The organism is Liquorilactobacillus nagelii DSM 13675 (assembly GCF_019444005.1).
GTDB classification, from domain to species: domain Bacteria; phylum Bacillota; class Bacilli; order Lactobacillales; family Lactobacillaceae; genus Liquorilactobacillus; species Liquorilactobacillus nagelii.
Genome location: NZ_CP049304.1, coordinates 1280669 through 1298979, shown reverse-complemented (window position 1 = coordinate 1298979; position 18311 = coordinate 1280669). Strand labels below are relative to the sequence as shown.

The 18311-nt window shown below is 38.0% G+C and carries 18 protein-coding genes; 12 read left to right on the top strand and 6 right to left on the bottom strand.

Features of this window, described 5'->3' with window-relative positions; all coding sequences use genetic code 11:
• Positions 1-92: 92 nt before the first annotated feature.
• Together G6O73_RS06670 and efp are read right to left on the bottom strand one after the other, a co-directional pair.
• Positions 93-401, bottom strand: coding sequence for a hypothetical protein (locus G6O73_RS06670; RefSeq protein WP_057886267.1), 309 nt, complete (start codon positions 399-401; stop codon positions 93-95).
• A gap of 288 nt (positions 402-689) precedes the next feature.
• Positions 690-1250: an elongation factor P gene (efp, locus tag G6O73_RS06665; protein ID WP_057886266.1), complete on the bottom strand. Its 561-nt coding sequence runs from the start codon at positions 1248-1250 to the stop codon at positions 690-692.
• Between the two features lie 315 nt (positions 1251-1565).
• Between efp and G6O73_RS06660 the strand changes: the two genes are divergently transcribed.
• From G6O73_RS06660 to G6O73_RS06640, 5 genes are all read left to right on the top strand, one after another.
• The gene (locus G6O73_RS06660; RefSeq protein ID WP_057886265.1) at positions 1566-3548 is read left to right on the top strand and encodes an ABC transporter ATP-binding protein/permease; all 1983 of its coding nucleotides are present in this window, start codon (positions 1566-1568) and stop codon (positions 3546-3548) included.
• 21 nt (positions 3549-3569) lie between these two features.
• Positions 3570-4217: a DNA-3-methyladenine glycosylase gene (locus G6O73_RS06655; RefSeq protein WP_057886264.1), complete on the top strand. Its 648-nt coding sequence runs from the start codon at positions 3570-3572 to the stop codon at positions 4215-4217.
• Between the two features lie 48 nt (positions 4218-4265).
• A complete protein-coding gene (gene map, locus G6O73_RS06650) occupies positions 4266-5066 on the top strand; it encodes a type I methionyl aminopeptidase (RefSeq protein ID WP_057886263.1) in 801 nt (266 codons plus the stop codon).
• A 250-nt stretch (positions 5067-5316) separates the two neighbouring features.
• Positions 5317-5739, top strand: coding sequence for an 8-oxo-dGTP diphosphatase MutT (gene mutT, locus G6O73_RS06645; RefSeq protein ID WP_057886262.1), 423 nt, complete (start codon positions 5317-5319; stop codon positions 5737-5739).
• A 74-nt stretch (positions 5740-5813) separates the two neighbouring features.
• Positions 5814-6317 (top strand): nitroreductase family protein, encoded by a 504-nt coding sequence (locus tag G6O73_RS06640; RefSeq protein ID WP_057886261.1) that lies wholly within the window; start codon positions 5814-5816, stop codon positions 6315-6317.
• Between the two features lie 102 nt (positions 6318-6419).
• Here the strand turns inward: G6O73_RS06640 and G6O73_RS06635 are convergent, their stop codons facing one another.
• Positions 6420-8081, bottom strand: a complete 1662-nt coding sequence (locus G6O73_RS06635) for an ABC1 kinase family protein (RefSeq protein ID WP_057886444.1) — start codon at positions 8079-8081, stop codon at positions 6420-6422.
• Positions 8082-8325: 244 nt separating this feature from the next.
• On the opposite strand from G6O73_RS06635, the gene G6O73_RS06630 reads away from it, so the two are divergent.
• The 3 genes from G6O73_RS06630 to G6O73_RS06620 all read left to right on the top strand — a co-directional run bounded on the left by G6O73_RS06630 (position 8326) and on the right by G6O73_RS06620 (position 12289).
• Entirely contained in the window at positions 8326-10074 is a 1749-nt protein-coding gene (locus G6O73_RS06630; protein ID WP_057886260.1) for an FAD-dependent oxidoreductase, read from the top strand.
• A gap of 102 nt (positions 10075-10176) precedes the next feature.
• Positions 10177-11076, top strand: coding sequence for an alpha/beta hydrolase (locus G6O73_RS06625; protein ID WP_057886259.1), 900 nt, complete (start codon positions 10177-10179; stop codon positions 11074-11076).
• Positions 11077-11131: 55 nt separating this feature from the next.
• Positions 11132-12289 carry a glycerate kinase family protein gene (locus tag G6O73_RS06620; RefSeq protein ID WP_057886258.1) on the top strand — a complete coding sequence of 386 codons (1158 nt, stop codon included), beginning with the start codon at positions 11132-11134 and terminating at the stop codon, positions 12287-12289.
• 78 nt (positions 12290-12367) lie between these two features.
• On the opposite strand, the gene G6O73_RS06615 is transcribed toward G6O73_RS06620, so the two are convergent.
• Positions 12368-13213: an aldo/keto reductase gene (locus tag G6O73_RS06615; RefSeq protein WP_187327511.1), complete on the bottom strand. Its 846-nt coding sequence runs from the start codon at positions 13211-13213 to the stop codon at positions 12368-12370.
• Between the two features lie 162 nt (positions 13214-13375).
• Between G6O73_RS06615 and glyA the strand changes: the two genes are divergently transcribed.
• The 4 genes from glyA to G6O73_RS06595 all read left to right on the top strand — a co-directional run bounded on the left by glyA (position 13376) and on the right by G6O73_RS06595 (position 16945).
• Positions 13376-14629: a serine hydroxymethyltransferase gene (gene glyA, locus G6O73_RS06610; RefSeq protein WP_057886256.1), complete on the top strand. Its 1254-nt coding sequence runs from the start codon at positions 13376-13378 to the stop codon at positions 14627-14629.
• Positions 14630-14868: 239 nt separating this feature from the next.
• Positions 14869-15375, top strand: coding sequence for an RNA polymerase sigma factor (locus G6O73_RS06605; protein ID WP_057886255.1), 507 nt, complete (start codon positions 14869-14871; stop codon positions 15373-15375).
• Positions 15368-16327, top strand: coding sequence for an anti sigma factor C-terminal domain-containing protein (locus G6O73_RS06600; protein ID WP_057886254.1), 960 nt, complete (start codon positions 15368-15370; stop codon positions 16325-16327). Before G6O73_RS06605 ends, G6O73_RS06600 begins: the two co-directional genes overlap by 8 nt.
• A 60-nt stretch (positions 16328-16387) precedes the next feature.
• A complete protein-coding gene (locus G6O73_RS06595; RefSeq protein WP_057886253.1) occupies positions 16388-16945 on the top strand; it encodes a GNAT family N-acetyltransferase in 558 nt (185 codons plus the stop codon).
• A gap of 52 nt (positions 16946-16997) precedes the next feature.
• On the opposite strand, the gene G6O73_RS06590 is transcribed toward G6O73_RS06595, so the two are convergent.
• Positions 16998-17828, bottom strand: a complete 831-nt coding sequence (locus G6O73_RS06590) for a DUF1129 domain-containing protein (protein ID WP_057886252.1) — start codon at positions 17826-17828, stop codon at positions 16998-17000.
• Positions 17825-18163 carry a PadR family transcriptional regulator gene (locus tag G6O73_RS06585; RefSeq protein WP_057886251.1) on the bottom strand — a complete coding sequence of 113 codons (339 nt, stop codon included), beginning with the start codon at positions 18161-18163 and terminating at the stop codon, positions 17825-17827. Before G6O73_RS06585 ends, G6O73_RS06590 begins: the two co-directional genes overlap by 4 nt.
• Between the last annotated feature and the right edge of the window lie 148 nt (positions 18164-18311).

The following is an 18311-nucleotide window of genomic DNA, read 5'->3' as shown; positions in this document are numbered from 1 at the left end:
AAAAAACTGATATTGGGTTTTTATGTTCCACCAATATCAGAAAGCATAGACTTTTTTTGTAGCTAATTATTAAGTTTAGTAAGAAATAGCAATTATTCCGTCATTTTTTTATCCGGTTCATTGATGTCTGCCTGAATATCACTAAAAAGAATACCATCAACACGATATGAATTAGTAACGTCAATTTTTGATACTTTACCACTGAATGATTTACCATTGCGATGATGCAGCGATTCCAACTGAAATTCTGGTGAGTTAGCAATGACAATCAAGTGTCCATGGCCAACTTCAGTTGTTTCAGCTTCAACTTCTGGATTGGTTTCATTAGTTGTTCCGATATAAACAGCATCGACAGCAGCTTGATTAACAGTTAATTGTAGTGGTTGAATGATTTTCTTCATAGGTTATCTAATCTCCTTAAATTGACAAAAGCACTGTAAATTACAGTGCTTTCTAACTAAGCTAATTATCTTAAATCGTTTTGGAATTATATTACAGAACTCAACATTAAATTCTAACTCTCACAAATGCCATCCCTACCTCTAAGGCACTGTTACAGCTCCAAGACTGTGCCACGGTTATGAAAGATCGGCAAATCTAAATCTACATCTATAAATTAAATAACGCCTAAGCTATCTATAACATTAACATATTAGCTAATTGATGTCCATTTTACGGCTTGTAAATGATTAATTAGCTCTTTGTTTGTATGCACCATTAGCTGTATTGATTGTTAGCACTTCGCCTTTTTCAATAAAATCGGGCACAGTTACCACTAAGCCGGTTTCCATTGTAGCTGGTTTACCACCATTAGCAGCGGTAGCACCTTTGATATTCGGCTCGGTCTCAGCAACTTTCAAATCAACAGTTGTTGGCAAGTCGACACCAATTAATTCATTGTCGCAAAAATTTAATTGAACATCCATGTTAGGCAACAGGTACTTACTTTCTTCAGTGATCGCAGCAGCTGCTAATTCATACTGATCATAGGTTTCTAGATCCATAAAGAAGACGATATCATCTTGCCGATAAAGATACTGGGCTTTTTTCTTGTCAACAACAGCTAACTCAACTTTTTCAGTTGGCCGCATCGTTGTTTGGACGATTGAACCCGAACGAACATCATTTAATTTCATCTGCATGACGGTATTGCCCTTACCGGGTTTATGATGATTAGTTTCTAAGACACGAATTAATTTGTCGTCTTTTTTAAAAATCATTCCGGATTTTAAGTTTATTGCTTCAATCATTATTTATACGCTCCTTTATTTGTCAAGTAATTTCAATCAAAATAATTCTGACGGCGGGGGCAGAGGTAAAGCAAATCCAAAATGCAGCATCGCTGTTCACCAGTCCTTTAAGAAATTAAAGTCAATACTTACATTATACACCACTCAAACTGAAAACCGTTATCTTTGTTCAGAAGAGAAAAATTAATAATTATTTGAATATTTTTTACGTTTAACGAAGTACGCTGTTTTCATTTGTGAATTAGAGTTGTGATATAATAAGCCTAACTTTATTAGACATAAACGAGTAGTTAGCCACACAAAAAGGAGAAGTTAATGGCATTTTTAGAGCTGATCGATATTCATAAATCCTATTTTTTAGGTAAAGAAGAGTTGCCGGTACTTAAGGGTATCAGTCTGGGATTTGAAAAGGGCGAGTTTGTTTCAATTCTTGGCGAGTCCGGTGGTGGTAAATCAACGTTAATGAACATTATTGGTGGATTAGATCGTGAGTTTTCTGGTGATTTGCTGATTGATGGTCAAAAACTCGATCATACGCAAGAAAAACAGGTTGATGACTATCGTCGGGCTCGTATTGGCTATATTTATCAATCATACAATTTAATCAGCCATCTGACGGTTTTGGAAAATGTTTTGATTTCGCTGGAAATGACATCGTTAAACCGTCAACAACGGATACAAAGGGCAAAAGAATTATTAACTCAAGTTGGATTAGCTGATCAATTGAAAAAACATCCTAACCAATTATCCGGTGGTCAAAAGCAGCGGGTGGCAATTGCCCGAGCATTGGCCAGTGATCCGCAGATTATTTTAGCGGATGAACCGACTGGAGCGTTGGACTCACAAAATACTCAAGAGGTTTTAGAATTATTGAAACAAATTGCGGCTGATGGTCGCCTAGTGATTGCTGTTACTCATTCGCAAGAGGTTGCTAGCCATGGAACACGAATTGTGCACCTCGAGGATGGAGTAATCGACAGTGATCGTCGCTTAAAAGCAGCTTACTCGGTCCCACAAAAACAGCCGAAGTTCACTTCGCGCGCATTGACGGCGATGGCTAGTTATCAAAATGCGTTTAAACATCTATTGTATCATTTTCAGCAAAATTCATTGATTGTCTTAGGAACGGCGATTGGCATTTTTGCGGTTTTACTATTCTCTGGTTTGGGTAATGGGGTTAACTCATATATTCAAGACCAAATAAATTCGCTGGCTAATCCGCAAGTGATTACTATTGCTGGTAACCCTAATGGTAAATATTTATCAGAGCAAAAAGCTCAGACAAGTATGCAACAAGCTGGCAGTGATCCAACACAATATGCAATTTCACAAAAACAAATTAATAAATTGAAAAAAATTAAGCATGTAGTTAAGGTTCAATCGGGGTACCAGTTGAGTAGTTATACGCTGAGCGCGGCCAATAAAAAAGCGACAGGCAGTACCCTGCAAACCTATACAGCAGCTTATACAAATAATGTTTTGAAAAATGGTAGTTGGCCGCAACAAGGTGAACTAGTACTCGATCGTTCATTAGGTGAACAGCTTTTTGGTAATTTGTCCGCTAAGAAAATGATCGGCAAAACGGTGAAAGTGAATTATAATTGGTTAACTAGCAATGGGCAGCCAGTCCAAGCTAGCGGAAGTTTCAAAATTTCTGGCATTATTGATGGCAAGAAAGCTGGAACAATGATGCTGGCCAATTATCAATCGATTAAAGCTAGCTTGCAAAAAGCTAATGCCATGACCAGCCCTAATTTTTTGAGTGTTAAAGTCGGTCAATTGGATCAGGTAGAGGCAGCAGCTAAAAAGATGCGTCATTTGAAAACAGCTGGTAAGTACGATTTTGCAGTAATTACGATTGGTAGTTTATTAAAGACGGTTAATCGTTATGTTAGCTTGGCATCAACTGTACTAGCGGCAATTGCAGGAATATCTTTACTTGTTTCAGCTTTGATGATAATCGTAACTATGTATATGTCGGTAGCTGAAAGAACCAAAGAAATTGGAATTTTGCGGGCTTTAGGTGAACGTCGGAAAGATATTCGCCGTTTGTTTACATCAGAATCGTTGTTGTTAGGATTCTTTGCGGCAATCTTAGGTTTAGTAATTGCTTGGAGTGTGGGGGCATTGCTGAATCACGCGCTTTATGGCTTAATTAAATATAACATTGTGCAGATGAATCTAAGTAATGTAATCTTTGCTTTTGCAGCAGCGATGATCATTGCCTTTATAGCTGCCTTGCTGCCGGCTCGTAAAGCTTCGCGACTGAATCCAATTGATGCTTTGTCAGCTGAATAATCCGCTTTATTAGGTGAGTTAATGAAACTACGTGAATTTTTCAGTGGTAAAACAACGGCAACAATTGCCCAGCAACTTTTGGGTAAAAAATTAATTTATCAGACACCACAGGGTGATTTGAGTGGCTGGATTGTTGAAACTGAAGCTTATTTAGGCCAATTAGATTCGACAGCTCATGCGTATCAAGGACATCGCAGTCCTGCTAATGAAGCTTTGTATGGACCACCAGGAATGATTTACATTTTTTCCTTGCGTGGTTGGATGATGCTGAACTTTATTACTCAGCCAGTTGGAATCCCCCAAGGCATTTTATTGCGGGGAATTGAACCAGCTGCTGGACAACGGTTGATGGAATACCATCGACATCAAACCGGTGTTTCTTTGACTAATGGTCCAGGAAAGTTAACGCAGGCGTTAGGGATTACTGATCGTCGCTTAAATCAGACAATGTTAAATACAGGCGCTTTGCATTTGACGTTAGTAGACGAACGCTCGCCGCAAAAAATTACTTGCGGGCCACGAATAGGTGTTAGCCATCGGGGCTCGTGGACTGAAAAGCCGCTGCGCTTTTTCGTTACCGGAAATCCATATGTTTCACAGCAATCCAAAAAAGCTTGGAATTTAGTGACAGCTGGTTGGTGTGAAACCACTCAACCAGCTTCTGGTTAAAAGAGTATAATAGAATTGAAGCTAAAATTTAGACAAGGGAGACTTTTTTTGCTTACTTTAAAATCAAAACGCGAAATTGAAGGTATGGCACATTCCGGATCTATTCTGGCAGCAGCCCATCAGATGCTGAAACCTAAGTTGCATGTAGGTATGGATACTTGGGAAATTGAACAGTTGATTGATAACTACATTCAAGCTCACGGAGCAACAGCTTCTGAAAAGGGAGTTGACGGTTACAAATATGCGACATGTATCAGTATTAATGAAGAAGTAGCTCATGCAACACCACGCAAGGGTTTAAAATTAAAAAATCATGATGTTGTTAAAGTTGATTTCTGTGTTAATTGGCATGGTTACCAAAGTGATTCGGCTTGGACTTATGTTGTTGGTGAATCAACTCCAGAAATTGATCATTTGATGGAGGTTACGCATACAGCTTTATATCTTGGGATCAAACAAGCACAACCGGGCAATCGGGTTGGTGATATTGGAGCAGCTATTCAAGATTATGTCGAAAATCAAAATCACATGGGTGATGTCCGTGAATTGATTGGTCATGGGATTGGGCCGTCAGTCCATGAAGACCCAGAAATTTATCATTATGGAATTGCTCATCATGGATTACGATTGCGGCCGGGGATGGTGATTACTATTGAACCCATGGTGAATGCTGGCGGTGATTGGGGATTAGAGACTAAGGTTGTTCCGGAAACGGGTTGGGAATATTATATATCTGCTGATCACAGTTTATCAGCGCAGTATGAACATACTTTGGCAATTACCGAGGATGGCCCCAAAATTTTGACCTCACAAGATCCGGTTGGCGATCGCGAATTTTTACTAAAATAATTGTCAAACAGTAAAATTATTAAAGGTAAGTATAAGCAACAAAAAAGGATTAGGTTTTAAATTGAGCAACATAACTCAATTTACCTAGTCTTTTTTGGGTTTAGAAATTTTGCGGGCAAATTGTTCAAAAAATAAGTAACTGTGCTTATGATTATAATGGCAATGGAAATATTTGCCCAAACTACAGCTCCAAAAGTTAATTAAACCGTATGAAAAATTAGTTGCAAATATGAAGGTTTGAGGATGTCAAATGGCAAAAATAAAGATAATCAATGTTGTTGCTGGAATAATAATTAATCAAGAAGGTGAAATTTTAGCAACTAAACGCAAGCCAAATCGTGTTTGGGGTAATTATTGGGAATTTCCCGGCGGTAAAATAAAGCGTGGTGAAACAGCTAAAGCTGCTTTAACCCGGGAATTAGATGAAGAGTTGGGGATTAAGACAAAGATTGGTCCGCTGGTAATGTCACCAATAAATTACGATTATTCATATGGCCAGGTTAAATTGCAATTTTATTATGTAAAAATGCTTAGCGCAGACATTAAGTTAACCGCCGCCAGCCAATTTAAATGGCTGGTACCAGCAGAACTAGTTGAATTTGATTGGCCACCAGCAAATCAACCATTAATTGAATATTTGGTCAACCATTCTTTACCATTAAAGAATTTTTAATACTTGGCAAATAGTTGAAATAACTATGGTATAATGCAGCTGAAAACGTTTAATTGTAAAGGAGGATTTTTAAGATGGAAACAATGAAAACACTTTTAACACGACAGGCAGTTCGGCAGTATCCTAGCACTCAATTAACTTCAGCACAAGTACAGCAACTTTTGCAGGCTGCTAATGCTGCTCCAGTCGGAATGGGACAATATGAGAATTTTCATTTGACGGTAGTTCAGTCGCCGGCCATAATAAAGCAGCTTGAATCTTTTAGCCAGCAACAGCCATATTATGGTGCGCCAACGGTTATTATTGTTTCAGCCAAAGATCCGGGAGCAATGGAATTATTGAGTGTTGGTGGAATCGTTGAAAATATGGCTCTGATAGCAACTGAACTTGGTTTGGCAAGTTGTGACATCTTAGGTGCAATTACGCTGGGATTGGCTAAAGATCAGAAGTTAAGTCAAAAAATAGGAATTCCAACTGGATTCAAGCCTTGTTTTTCGTTAGCAGTTGGACAAACTGCGGAACCTTTAACTGCTCGCCAGCCAACAATTAAGCGAATTACAACTAATTTTGTAGACTAATCTAATTAATAAAAAGAACTTTATAGTTAATTAAACTTGATAATTAACTATAAAGCTCTTTTTTTATTAAATCATTTTAAAAAAACTGCAAGCAATAGGAACTTATTTTTTGTGTTTAAAATGACGCCGCAATTCGTCTAAAATTAACAGAATAATAATCACAAATGAAATTAAATAACCGGTGACACCAATGTTATAGATTGCTGGATGACCAGCACTGCCTTGAACCAATAAGGAAGAACTGAGGATGATGGCAGCTAAGATAATTGTGATCATTAAACGATTGATAAGCTGCTCAACCCGATTTAATAAAGAATCTTGACCTTTATAGCGAATATTCATTCGCCCTTGACCTTGCAGCAACAAGTCCAAGACCTTTTCGGCTTTTATTGGTAACTTGGGAGCTGACTGAGCTGCTTGAAAAAGATTTACTAGCGTATCTTCAGCTTCATGCTTAAAATTAAATTTTTGGCGAAGGTATTTTTTACCAAAAGGTCGAGCAACATCCATTAGTGATAAGTTGGGATCCAATTGAGCGACTAAACCTTCTAGCAGGCCAAAAGCTTTTACTAATAAAGTTACTTCCGGCTTGGCTTGCAGGTTATTTTGGCGGCAAAGTTTAATCACACTGTAAATTAAGGTCGAAAAGTCAATTTCACCGAGTCCGCTGTTAAGGTAGGGAGCGAGAAAAATTGACAATTGATCATAAAATTCTTCTTGGTCGACTTCACCGGTTCGGTTACAGATTGCCAGTAAAGCTTGACCAATTGAACGAGGCTCCTTGGTATTCAAAGCTAAGACAACATTAGCGATCCCATCAGCTAGATTTGGAGACAAGCGGCCCATCATCCCAAAGTCCAAATAAATTAAACGATAATTTGGTAAATTAGTGGGAAATTGATAAGGAAATTCCGGAATATGTGCTGAAAATTCTGGAATTTTCCAAAACAAAATATTTCCCGGATGAGGGTCGGCATGGAAAAAATGATCAACAAAAACTTGTTTGATAAAATTTTCAACTAAAGCACGTGCCAGGTAGGTGCGTTGCTTTTTTTGTTCGACTGATTTAGCAGCATCTTTACTAAGTGGATGATCGGCGAATTCTTTGATACTGTTACCTGGCATTGCGGAACATACTAGTATTTTTTGGGTTGAGTATTTTGGATAGATTTTAGGAACTAGAAAAATTCCTTGGTGATTATTCAGCCAATAAAACTCTTGACCATTTTTGATTTCATTTTCAGTATTAATTTCACTAAGTAGTGAACGGCGGACCTCATCAAAAACTTCAGTTGGATTGATTACACTAATGTCAGGGACAAATTTTACCAATCGTAAAGCTTGATTGAACAAAGACAGGTCAGTGGTCACCAATTCTTCAACTTGTGGATGCTGAACTTTAACAACAACTGCTGTACCGTCTTTTAAAGTAGCTTGATGAGTTTGCCCAATGGATGCTGAAGCAAAAGGCTTTTTAGTGAAACTGGCAAAGACGTCGCGGATCTTTTGACCGGTCTGAGTCTCAAAAGTTTTTTCAACGCTAGCAAAATCGTCTACTGGAACATTATCTTGTAATTTGCTGAATTCTTTAATAAATGTTGGTGAAACTAAATCGGGTCGAGTTGACAACAACTGACCGGCTTTGATAAAAGTGGGCCCCAGTTCTTCAAAAGCAGCGCGAATTTCTTCGGGATGTTGTTGTTTTAAAAAGTTACGAATAAAATCGTGTGCTCGAATTACTCGGACAATCTCTAATAAACGCATCCGTTGATTTTTATGATTAACTTCTTTGCCTGGATTTTCAGCTGTTGACACTTGATTTCACCTCTTTTAAGCTTAATTAACTTTATTTTAACATTTTTTTCAGATATAGCTTAGACTAGAGATTAAGTTTAAGACTGAACAATCAACTAGTTAATTTGTAATGATTTTTTGCTTATGTCTGGATGAAAAAGCGCGTATAATACTTTTTAGGGTAAGTGAAATAATTAACAAGGAGGCGTTTTAAATGAAAAAATTAACAGATGGACGTTATGTTGGAACTGGTCAGGGGATGCATGGAGTTTATCGAGTCGAAGTTGAAATTATTCGCGGGAAAATAGTTAAAGTTGAAGTTTTAGATCAACATGGAACTGAACAGTTTCCTGATTTGGCGGTGAAAGAAATTCCAACAAAAATTTTAGCTAGTCAATCAACGAAAGTGGATGTTGTCAGTGGAGCAACTGTTTCTTCTCAGGCAATTATGGAAGCAGTTAACAACGCCTTATATCAAGCTGGCGGTCAACCGGAATTTATTTCTCAAGAACCACTGGAATTCTCAACTGATGTGATAGTTGTAGCTGCTGGTCCAGCTGGCTTGGCGGCGGCAATAACAGCTGCTGAAAAAGGGTTGCGAGTTGCGGTTTTTGAAAAAGAAGCAATTACTGGCGGAACAGCCAATATGGGAATGGGACCATTAGGAATTGATACGAAAATTCAGCGGCGCGTATTTAATGAGATTACGGTTGCGGAAGCTTTAAAAAATCAAATGGAGTATACCCACTATCAGGTTGATGAGGCTTTGGTGCAGCGATACTTTAGCTTATCAAGCCAGACGATTGATTGGTTAGAAGAAATGGGAGTCAAATTTGCGGGAGCATTCCGTTACTTCAAAGAATCGGCAGCCACCTGGCATATTGTTCAACCGGAACATGGTAAGATTGGTCCAAGCGCAGCAGCAACTATGATGAAAAAAATGACCCAACGAGCTAAAAAATTAGGAGTAGAGTTTTATTTGCAGACGGCAGTCGATAATTTAGTGGTTGAACAAGGAAGGGTTGTCGGCATTCAGGCAACAACTAAACAACGGCAAAAAATCACTGCCCGGTCTTCAGCTGTGGTTGTTTGTACCGGTGGTTTTGGTTCAAATCCCCAAATGTTGCAAGCTGAACTTAATTTGAAGCTAAATCAAAACTTTTTTACGTTCAATGTTCCGGGAATTGAAGGCGATGGGCTGAAAATGATGTGGAAAGCCGGTGCCCAAAAATTTGGAATTAGCATTGAGGCAATTTATGTTTTACCACATAATTTTAACTATATGATTGCTGATGGGGTATTGCGTCAGCCAAACTTGCTTTTGAATCAAAATGGTGATCGGTTTATGAATGAAGGAATGATGGGAAACACTACTTTTACGGGAAATGCAATTGCTTTGCAGCCAGGGAAGTATGCCTATTGCATTATGGATCGTGAAATTCTGCAGCAATACCAGCAACAAGGCCCAGATATTGTTGATATTGTTCATCCAGCAGATGGTTTTCAAGTATTAGAAAAAGAAATTACCAAAGCCGCAGAAAATCACTATGATGCAATTATTACGGCTGACAGTGTTTCAGAATTAGCAGATAAACTGAAAATACCAGTAGAAAAGTTACAACAAACTTTGACTGAATATAATCAGATGTGTGCTCATGGTAAGGATACTTTGTTTTATAAATCGGCTAAGTTTTTGCATCCGTTGACAGGCAAAGGTGGTTTTCTGGTTGGAAAGTATTACCAAGGAGCTTATGGAACAGTTGGTGGTGTTCGAATTAATTCTAATTGTGAGGTCCTAAATGATCAGCAGCAGCCAATTGCCGGTTTGTACAGTGCAGGAACTGATGCTAATACGATTTATGCTGATAGTTATAACTTTACGCTTCCAGGAAATTCAATGGGTTTTGCGATTAATTCCGGACGGATAGCTGGTAGTGAAATTGCTCGAAAATTAAAAAATTAAGCTGGAAAAATTTCTTAAGCCGTCAACTTTAAAAAAAGTTGGCGGTTTATCTTTTTCTTAAGTTAAGATGAATGGAAATTTGTCAGTTAAAGTTCTAAGATAATGGTAAAACAAGCTGAAAATCATGGAGTAGACGGGGTGGAGTTAATGAAGAAAAAGCTGAAGTGGCTGTTGTTGCTAGGTGGTGTGCTGCTATTAGTTGTTGTAGTGATGGGAATCTTACAAAGCTATCGTTCAAAAGCAGAAGAAAAGTACCGTCAAACTGCAACACCAACATTTTTTTTGCATGGTTATGGCAGTAGTTACCGAGCAGAACAGCAAATGACTGATAGCGCAGTTAAGGCTGGGGCAGCGACGACTGTTGTGCGGGCCAATGTTTCAACCGCTGGGAAAGTAACTTTGACCGGTAGCGGTTGGAATTCTAAAACTCGTAATCCAATTGTTGAAATTAACTTTGCCGGCAATCGCAATCGGAATTATCAAACAACTGCTAGTTGGGTTCGGCGAGTTATTCTAGCAGAAATGAAGATTCATCATTTTAAAAAATATAATTTTGTCGCTCATTCGATGGGCAACACAACTTTTATGAATTTTATTTTAAATCGTAAATTACAAACTGGGATGCCACAGTTAGCAAAGCAGGTTGCTTTAGCAGGTTCATTTAATGGGGTTATCGGTTTGGATGATCAAGCTAATCGAAATTCACTTTCAGCCAATGGACGACCGCGATATTTAACAGAGAATTATCGCTATTTAGTTAACCAACGGCAAAATTACCCCCAGCAAGCTGAAATTTTAAATTTGTATGGTAATCTTGAAGATGGTAGCAATTCTGATGGCCGGGTAACGATTGCTTCAGCTCGTTCACTGGCTTATCTGGTTAAAAAGCGCGGTAAATCTTATCGTGAAGTTGAGCTTAAAGGTAAAAAGGCCCAACATAGTGCGCTGCATAATAATCAACAAGTAAATCGCTATTTGATTAATTTTTTGTGGGGCAAATAACTAGCTATTATTGACTAAATCAGCAAAATTGAGAAAAAGAGAGAGAATTGAAAATATGAAATTTGTAATTGCACCCGATTCGTTCAAGGGATCGTTGACGGCTAAACAAGCCGGCGATGCGATGGCTATTGGAATTAAGCGAGTTTTTTTAAACCAAACACCTGAAATTAAAGTTGTACCACAAGCTGATGGGGGGGAAGGAACTGTTCAATCGTTAGTAGATGCGACCAACGGGCAGCTGTTGGCTGCTAAAGTTCATGATCCATTGGGTCATCCAATCATGGCCCATTTTGGTATTTTAGGCAACCGGCAGACGGCAGTGATTGAAATGTCAGCGGCCAGTGGTTTACAGTATGTCAATTATCAAACGCGAGACCCCAGACTAACCTCAACTTTTGGCACTGGTGAACTAATTTTGGCTGCTTTAAAGCAAGATGTTAAGGAAATTATTATCGGACTGGGTGGTAGTGCAACTAATGATGGCGGTGCGGGGATGTTTCAAGCTTTAGGCGGCCATTTATTAGATCAACGTGGTCAAGAACTGATTCACGGCGGTGCCGCATTGAAGCAGTTAGCTAGAATTGACGCTAGTTCACTCAATTCGCGTTTAAACCAGGTGAAAATCAAGATTGCTTCGGATGTGACAAACCCGTTAGTTGGGCCACAAGGGGCCTCGTATATATTTGGCCCGCAAAAAGGAGCGACAATAGAAATTGCTGAGCAACTAGATCTGGCGTTGAAGCATTATGCAGCCATTATCAAGCAAGATTTAGGAGTTGAGGTTGCTAACTTACCCGGAGCTGGAGCCGCTGGCGGGTTGGGAGCGGGGCTGTTAGCATTTACTGCGGCCAAAATGTGTCATGGAATAGAGTTAGTAATCGAGTATACGGGTTTAAAACATCAATTGCAACAAGCTGATGTTGTGCTAACCGGAGAAGGTAAAATTGATTTGCAAACGAAATTTGGTAAAACTCCTTTTGGTGTCGCCCAAGCAGCCAAAAAGCTTGTTCCACAAGCTCCCGTAATCGCTTTGGTTGGAAATATCGGTCCAGGCATTGAGCAAATTTATCAAGAAACGGGTATTGATGCAATTTTTACAACGCCAGTTGGTGCTAAAAGTTTGCCCCGGGCTTTGAGTGAGGCGAAGCATGATATTTCATTGACAGCAGAAAATGTAGCTCGCTTAATTAAAAAAATGTCTAATTTTCGTTAATAAAAAGCAAGCCTTCTGTTAAAAATAGATGGCTTGCCTTTTTAGAAATATTAATTTCGAATATTTAATTTTGGTGGATTACTTTAATGCTGATAAAGCTTTAAAATCCTCAAGTGATAATTTGATTTTGGCTGCGGCGATGTTTTGCAGAGCGTGTTCGCTGGACTTAGTACCGGGGATCGGTAAGATAACGTTACTGCGTTTTAATAACCAAGCTAAGGCAATTTGTGCTGGACTGGCTTGGTATTTTTCAGCGATTGAACTTAGTAAATCACCCTTGGTTAATTTTCCGGTTGCCAGTGGGAACCAAGGAATAAAAGCTAGATGATGTTTTTCAGCATAGTTCAAAACATCTTCATCGCGACGATCAATTAAATTATAGCGATTTTGAACTGAAACAATTGGAACGAATTTTTGTGCTTTTTCTAATTCTTTAACCGAAACCTGACTTAACCCGATATGTTTAATTTTGCCTTCTTGCTGCATTTCAGCTAAGACACCCAGTTGTTCTGCTAAGGGAACTGTGGGATCAATTCGATGCAATTGGAGTAAGTCGATATGGTCTAGTCCAAGTGAAAATAAATTCATTTCAACCTGTTGGCGTAAATATTCTGGGCGACCATTAGCAATCCACTTTCCGGGTCCTTGACGAGTAAAGCCAACTTTAGTGGCAACCATCACCTGATTATCCGGTCGATTTTTTAAAGCTTGCCGTAAATAAAGATTGGCAAATAATGGGCCATAAGCATCAGCGGTGTCAATAAAGTCAACTCCCTGGTCAATGACGGTTTCGATAACTTTAACCGCATTTTGCGGATCATCAGCTGGTCCCCAAACCCCTTTGCCTGGCAATTGCATAGTTCCGTAGCCTAAACGATTAACAATTAGTTGATCATCAAACATAAATTTTTGTTCCACTTTCATCACCTCAATCGCAGTATAACTGATTTATCGTAAAGTGACTATTAATATGTGTTAGAAGTTGTTTAGTTAGTAAAAAAATATTTATCCAGTTTAAAAGCAACGTTTTTAATGTCTTTCTTGTGTTACAATGCTAGTAAGTTTAATGCAGGAGGGTGAGATATCATGGATTTTAAAAAAGATGATCCAGCGTTATGGGATGCAATTAAGCATGAAGAAGAACGACAGCAAGCTAATGTGGAGCTGATTGCTTCTGAAAACATTGTTTCAAAAGCAGTACTGGCGGCTCAGGGAAGTGTTTTAACCAATAAATATGCTGAAGGATATCCCGGCAAACGTTATTATGGTGGTTGTGAGTACATAGACGTTGTCGAAAGTTTAGCAATTGAACGGGCTAAGGAGTTGTTTGGTGCTAAATTTGCTAATGTTCAACCTCATTCCGGTTCACAGGCTAATGCTGCAGCCTATCAGGCGTTAATTGAACCTGGTGACACAGTTATGGGGATGGACTTGACGGCTGGTGGTCATTTAACTCATGGATCCCCAGTTAATTTTAGTGGGAGAACTTATCATTTTGTAGCTTATGGTGTTGATCAACAAACTGAAAAACTTGATTATCCAGCAATTGCTGAACTAGCTAAAAAATATCAACCAAAATTGATTGTAGCTGGTGCGAGTGCTTATTCAAGAATTATTGATTTTGCTAAGTTTCGTGAAATTGCTGATACAGTTGGGGCTAAGTTAATGGTCGATATGGCCCATATTGCTGGCTTAGTAGCAGCAGGCCTGCATCCTAGCCCGGTGCCATATGCAGATATCACGACGACGACTACGCATAAAACTTTACGTGGACCACGGGGCGGGATGTTGTTGACTAATGATCCTCAACTAGCCAAAAAAATTAATAGTGCAATTTTCCCTGGCCTGCAAGGTGGCCCATTGGAACATGTAATTGCGGGCAAAGCAGCAGCTTTTCATGAAGCTTTGCAACCAGACTTTAAAGCCTATAGTCAGCAAATCATTAAAAATGCACAAGCAATGGCACAAGTCTTTGCTGACAATCCTAAAGCTCGCATTATTTCTGGTGGGACCGATAATCATTTGATGTTGGTTGATATTCGTGGCTTTGGCTTAAATGGCAAACAAGCACAAAATGTTTTAGATTCGGTTCACATTACCGTCAATAAAAACACAATTCCATTTGAAACTCTTAGTCCATTTAAAGCTAGTGGCATCCGCTTAGGAACCCCAGCGATTACCAGTCGAGGATTTAAGGAAAACGAAGCACGACAAGTAGCTGAATTGATTGTTAAAGTTTTGAGTGCAGCAGAAGACCAAGCCGTTTTGCAGGAAGTAGCTCAGCAAGTTAAGGATTTAACTGATGCTCACCCACTGTATGCTCCCGATGCAATTAGATAAAAAATAATTTTTTAGAGAACTTATTTGAAAATGTGAAAAACAACGGTTAGCTAACAAGGATTAACATTTTAAACTAGCTACCTGTTAGCGAACATTTTAGAAAATATAACCAGTCTGGGACAAAAAGTTCCGGACTTTTTTTGTCTTGAAATGTTAAATTAAACTTGAGAGAAAAATAACAGAAAAAAGTTACTTTTGTTGATGTCGAGCGTTTACTAATTGGAAGGGGGGGAGAAGTTTTGAAGGTCAATAGGTATGAACAGGTTTTATTGGATATTGTTCCAGAATTAATTATTTTTTTGCAAAAGCTTGGAGCAACAAAGACTGAAGCGGAAGATCTTTCACAAGATATTTTTATTAAAGCTTGGCAAATGGACTTGGAACTGTCACCGCTACAATTGAAGGCTTATTTGAAAAAAGCGGCTAAGTCACACTATATTGACCTTCGCCGGCATCAGCAGCGAGCCAAAATAATTATTGACCGTTTTGGACCAACCTTGTTAAAAGAAGTTGATGATTCGGTGTTTTGCGCGGAAACAATAAAAAATAAGCAAAGATTATTTGGCGCTTTAGAAAAATTGACTTTGGTCGAGCAAAAATTAATTTTAGAACGTTATCAGCAACGAGATAGTATCCAAAAAATTGCTGAAAAGAATAGTTTGAGTCAAGCAGCGGTTAAAATGCGATTATATCGGGTAAAAAGAAAATTGCGCCGCTTAATGAAAAGGGGTTGGAAAAGTGAATGATCAAACGGATAAAATGAAGCGAGTTATTCGCAAACTTAAGATAAAACGAGTACTGGTGACAATCGGCCTAATTATAATTTGTGTTCCTTTAATACTGGCACTGCTGTATAAAACTACGCAAACATTAGCAGGAAAACAAAGTTGGAAACTGATGGAAGCTTTTGAAGTAAGATCCGAGATATTGGCACCTAATATTCAAAATAGTGATAATTATTTAAGTTCAACCTCCTTTTGGGGTGGAACAGTGACTAGTCATCGTTATAAAGAAATTGATGGCTATCGGGTGCCTTGGTCAACACTTTCTGGAACTTACAACTGGAATAATTATCAAGAAGATGCGCTTAATTCATCGGGAACTGATACTGATTCGACAACCAAACAGATTTTTGGACAAGCTCAAGTCTATGATCGGAAAACACAGCAAAAGATTCCGGTATTTTTTAATGTTAAGCACCATTATCAAAGTACTAAAGGATTTTATCAAATCAGACAAATTGGTCAAGTCAAAAATTCAGTGGCCGAAGTTGCAATTACATTTAATCATCCATTAACTTATCAACAAATTAAAAAAATGATTCCACAAAATGTTGAAACTAATTGGTATTGGATTGGGCCAAGTAATCAAGGAGATGCAACTGATTTTTCAAATAACTATCTAGGGTTGCAGGCACATGACGAGCAACTAACAAATAGCGATTTCCAACAATTGCGCCAAGACATTAACCATCACGCTAATTCGATCAGTAATTTTGAAATTCAGCATTTTTCAATGTTGAAGTATGCTAAATGGTATGCTAAAAAATATAAAACTTTAAAACAAGCAAAATTTTCCGGAATTATTATTAGTGGTCAAACTAAAAACTTGGCAGAGCTTAAGACAGCAAGTTGGATTAAATATAGTTCAATTGGTACAGTAGTTTCACTTAAGCCTTATCAAAAACCCAACAAATAAGTGAAACAAATTCTGATATAATTAAATTATTTCATTGAATTAAGAAAGGAGAAAATTAAATTGTTTACTTATACGGAGTTTGCTTTAGAAAATAATCAAGTTAAGTTGACTTTGCCAGATCAAAAACAGGCTGATGAGCTTTTTCAAGCTATTGAGCACGATCGGCAGGAATTATCTCGTTGGATGCCCTGGACTAAAACGACTACCACAGTTGAAAATGAAAAAAAGTTTATTAATTATGCACGTGAACAAATGTCCCAGGATAAGTTGTTAGAATTGACGATTGTTGTTAATGGTGTGGCCGTTGGTATGGCCGATTTACATAATATTGATTGGGAAAATCGGCGAGCCGAAGTCGGATACTGGCTTTTTAGTAAATATCAGGGCAAAGGAATTATGACGGCAACGGTAAAAAGTTTATTACGAACAGCTTTTAACGGTTGGAATCTGAATAAAGTTATTATTCAAGCGGACAGTGAAAATCAAGCAAGTCAAGCAGTTGCCAAGCGTTTGGGTTTTAAACAAGAGGCTGTTCTTAAAGAACACCTTTATCAGAAACAGCAGTTTAGTGATCTAGTTGTGTATGCTAAATTTGCCAGTGAATGGAAAAACGAATAATCAAAAGCTGCTTATCAGTAAATAACTCGACTGATAGCAGCTTTTTTTCAGGCTATTTTAATTTGCGGGCAGCCATGAAACTCATTAACCAAAAAAGTAGCAAAAAGATTATTAAAAATCCGGCACTCAGATAATGACCTAATTGAGTAGTGGTTAAATATTCGCCAATTAGCGGTAATCGCATAGCAATTCCTAAGAAGGCTATTGCCAGTAAGAAAATCACAAATGGCCAACTAAGTTGTTTTTTGGTTTGTTTGGCAAACAAAATCAAGCCTAGAATTGTAAAATTGACAATCACACTGATACCAATCCAACCTGATAAATAAAAATGCAGTGGGGTTTGAACAAAAATGTTAATCAAAAAAATTGGGGCAATCAACAAGACACATAAAAGCCACAAAACTAGAAATCTCACAATTTTGTTCTTTGAAAAATTGGTTGAAGAATATATCGTCCGGCTAAGATATTTAAAAATACCGCAGATTGCTAAAGTTAAATAGACACCTGCTAATAGAATACTCCCCAAATCAAGCGGATTTTTTGGACTAGCCAAGGCTGGTAAAAAGACGGCAAAAAAGTATGTTCCAATAACGATTAATAGCAGTTTAACTAATTCAAATGGTTTAAAGGGGATCGACTTAATTAAATCATTTGCTAATTCTGGGGTGTTTTTGCCAAAGTAATCTGCAGCTGCAATTCCATCTGTTTGAGCATCGATTACATCATTTAAAATATTTAGTAAGGCAGATTCGATGGCGTGTTCATCACGAGTTATTCCTTTAAAGCGAACATAAATTAGCAGATCACTGTAAAATTTTTCGTTTTCGGGTGTTAGCTGTTGGCGTAATTGATTGTTCTGTTCGATTAACTGGGATGTTTTCATTGTTTCAGCTCCTCATCTAGTAGTTGATTAACAACATTTTCAAGTTGTCGCCATTCATTAGCAAATTCATTTTTTGCAGCTGTTCCGGCAGGTGTTATAAAATAATATTTTCGATCAGGTCCAGCAGGCGAAGGTTGAATTTTTCCTATAATCAATCCACGTTTTTCCATGGTTGTCAGTAAAGGATAAATTGTGCCTTTGGGAATTTTGTCCAGTCCATAGTGATTGAGCTTAGTGCTAAGCCCATAGCCGTATTCAGGTTGTTGTTCCAAAATCAAAAGCATTACTCCTTGTAAAATACCTTTTAAAATTTGACTGGAAATATCTTGAGCCATGATTAATCATCTTCTTTATTTACGGATATCAGCACTAGTTTGCTTAACATATTAGTAGAATAACATATTCCTGCTAGTATGTAAAACAAACTAGTGGAAGATTTAAAAAAATGAAAAATAAAAAGAAACCTAGGTTTGTTTTTGAATA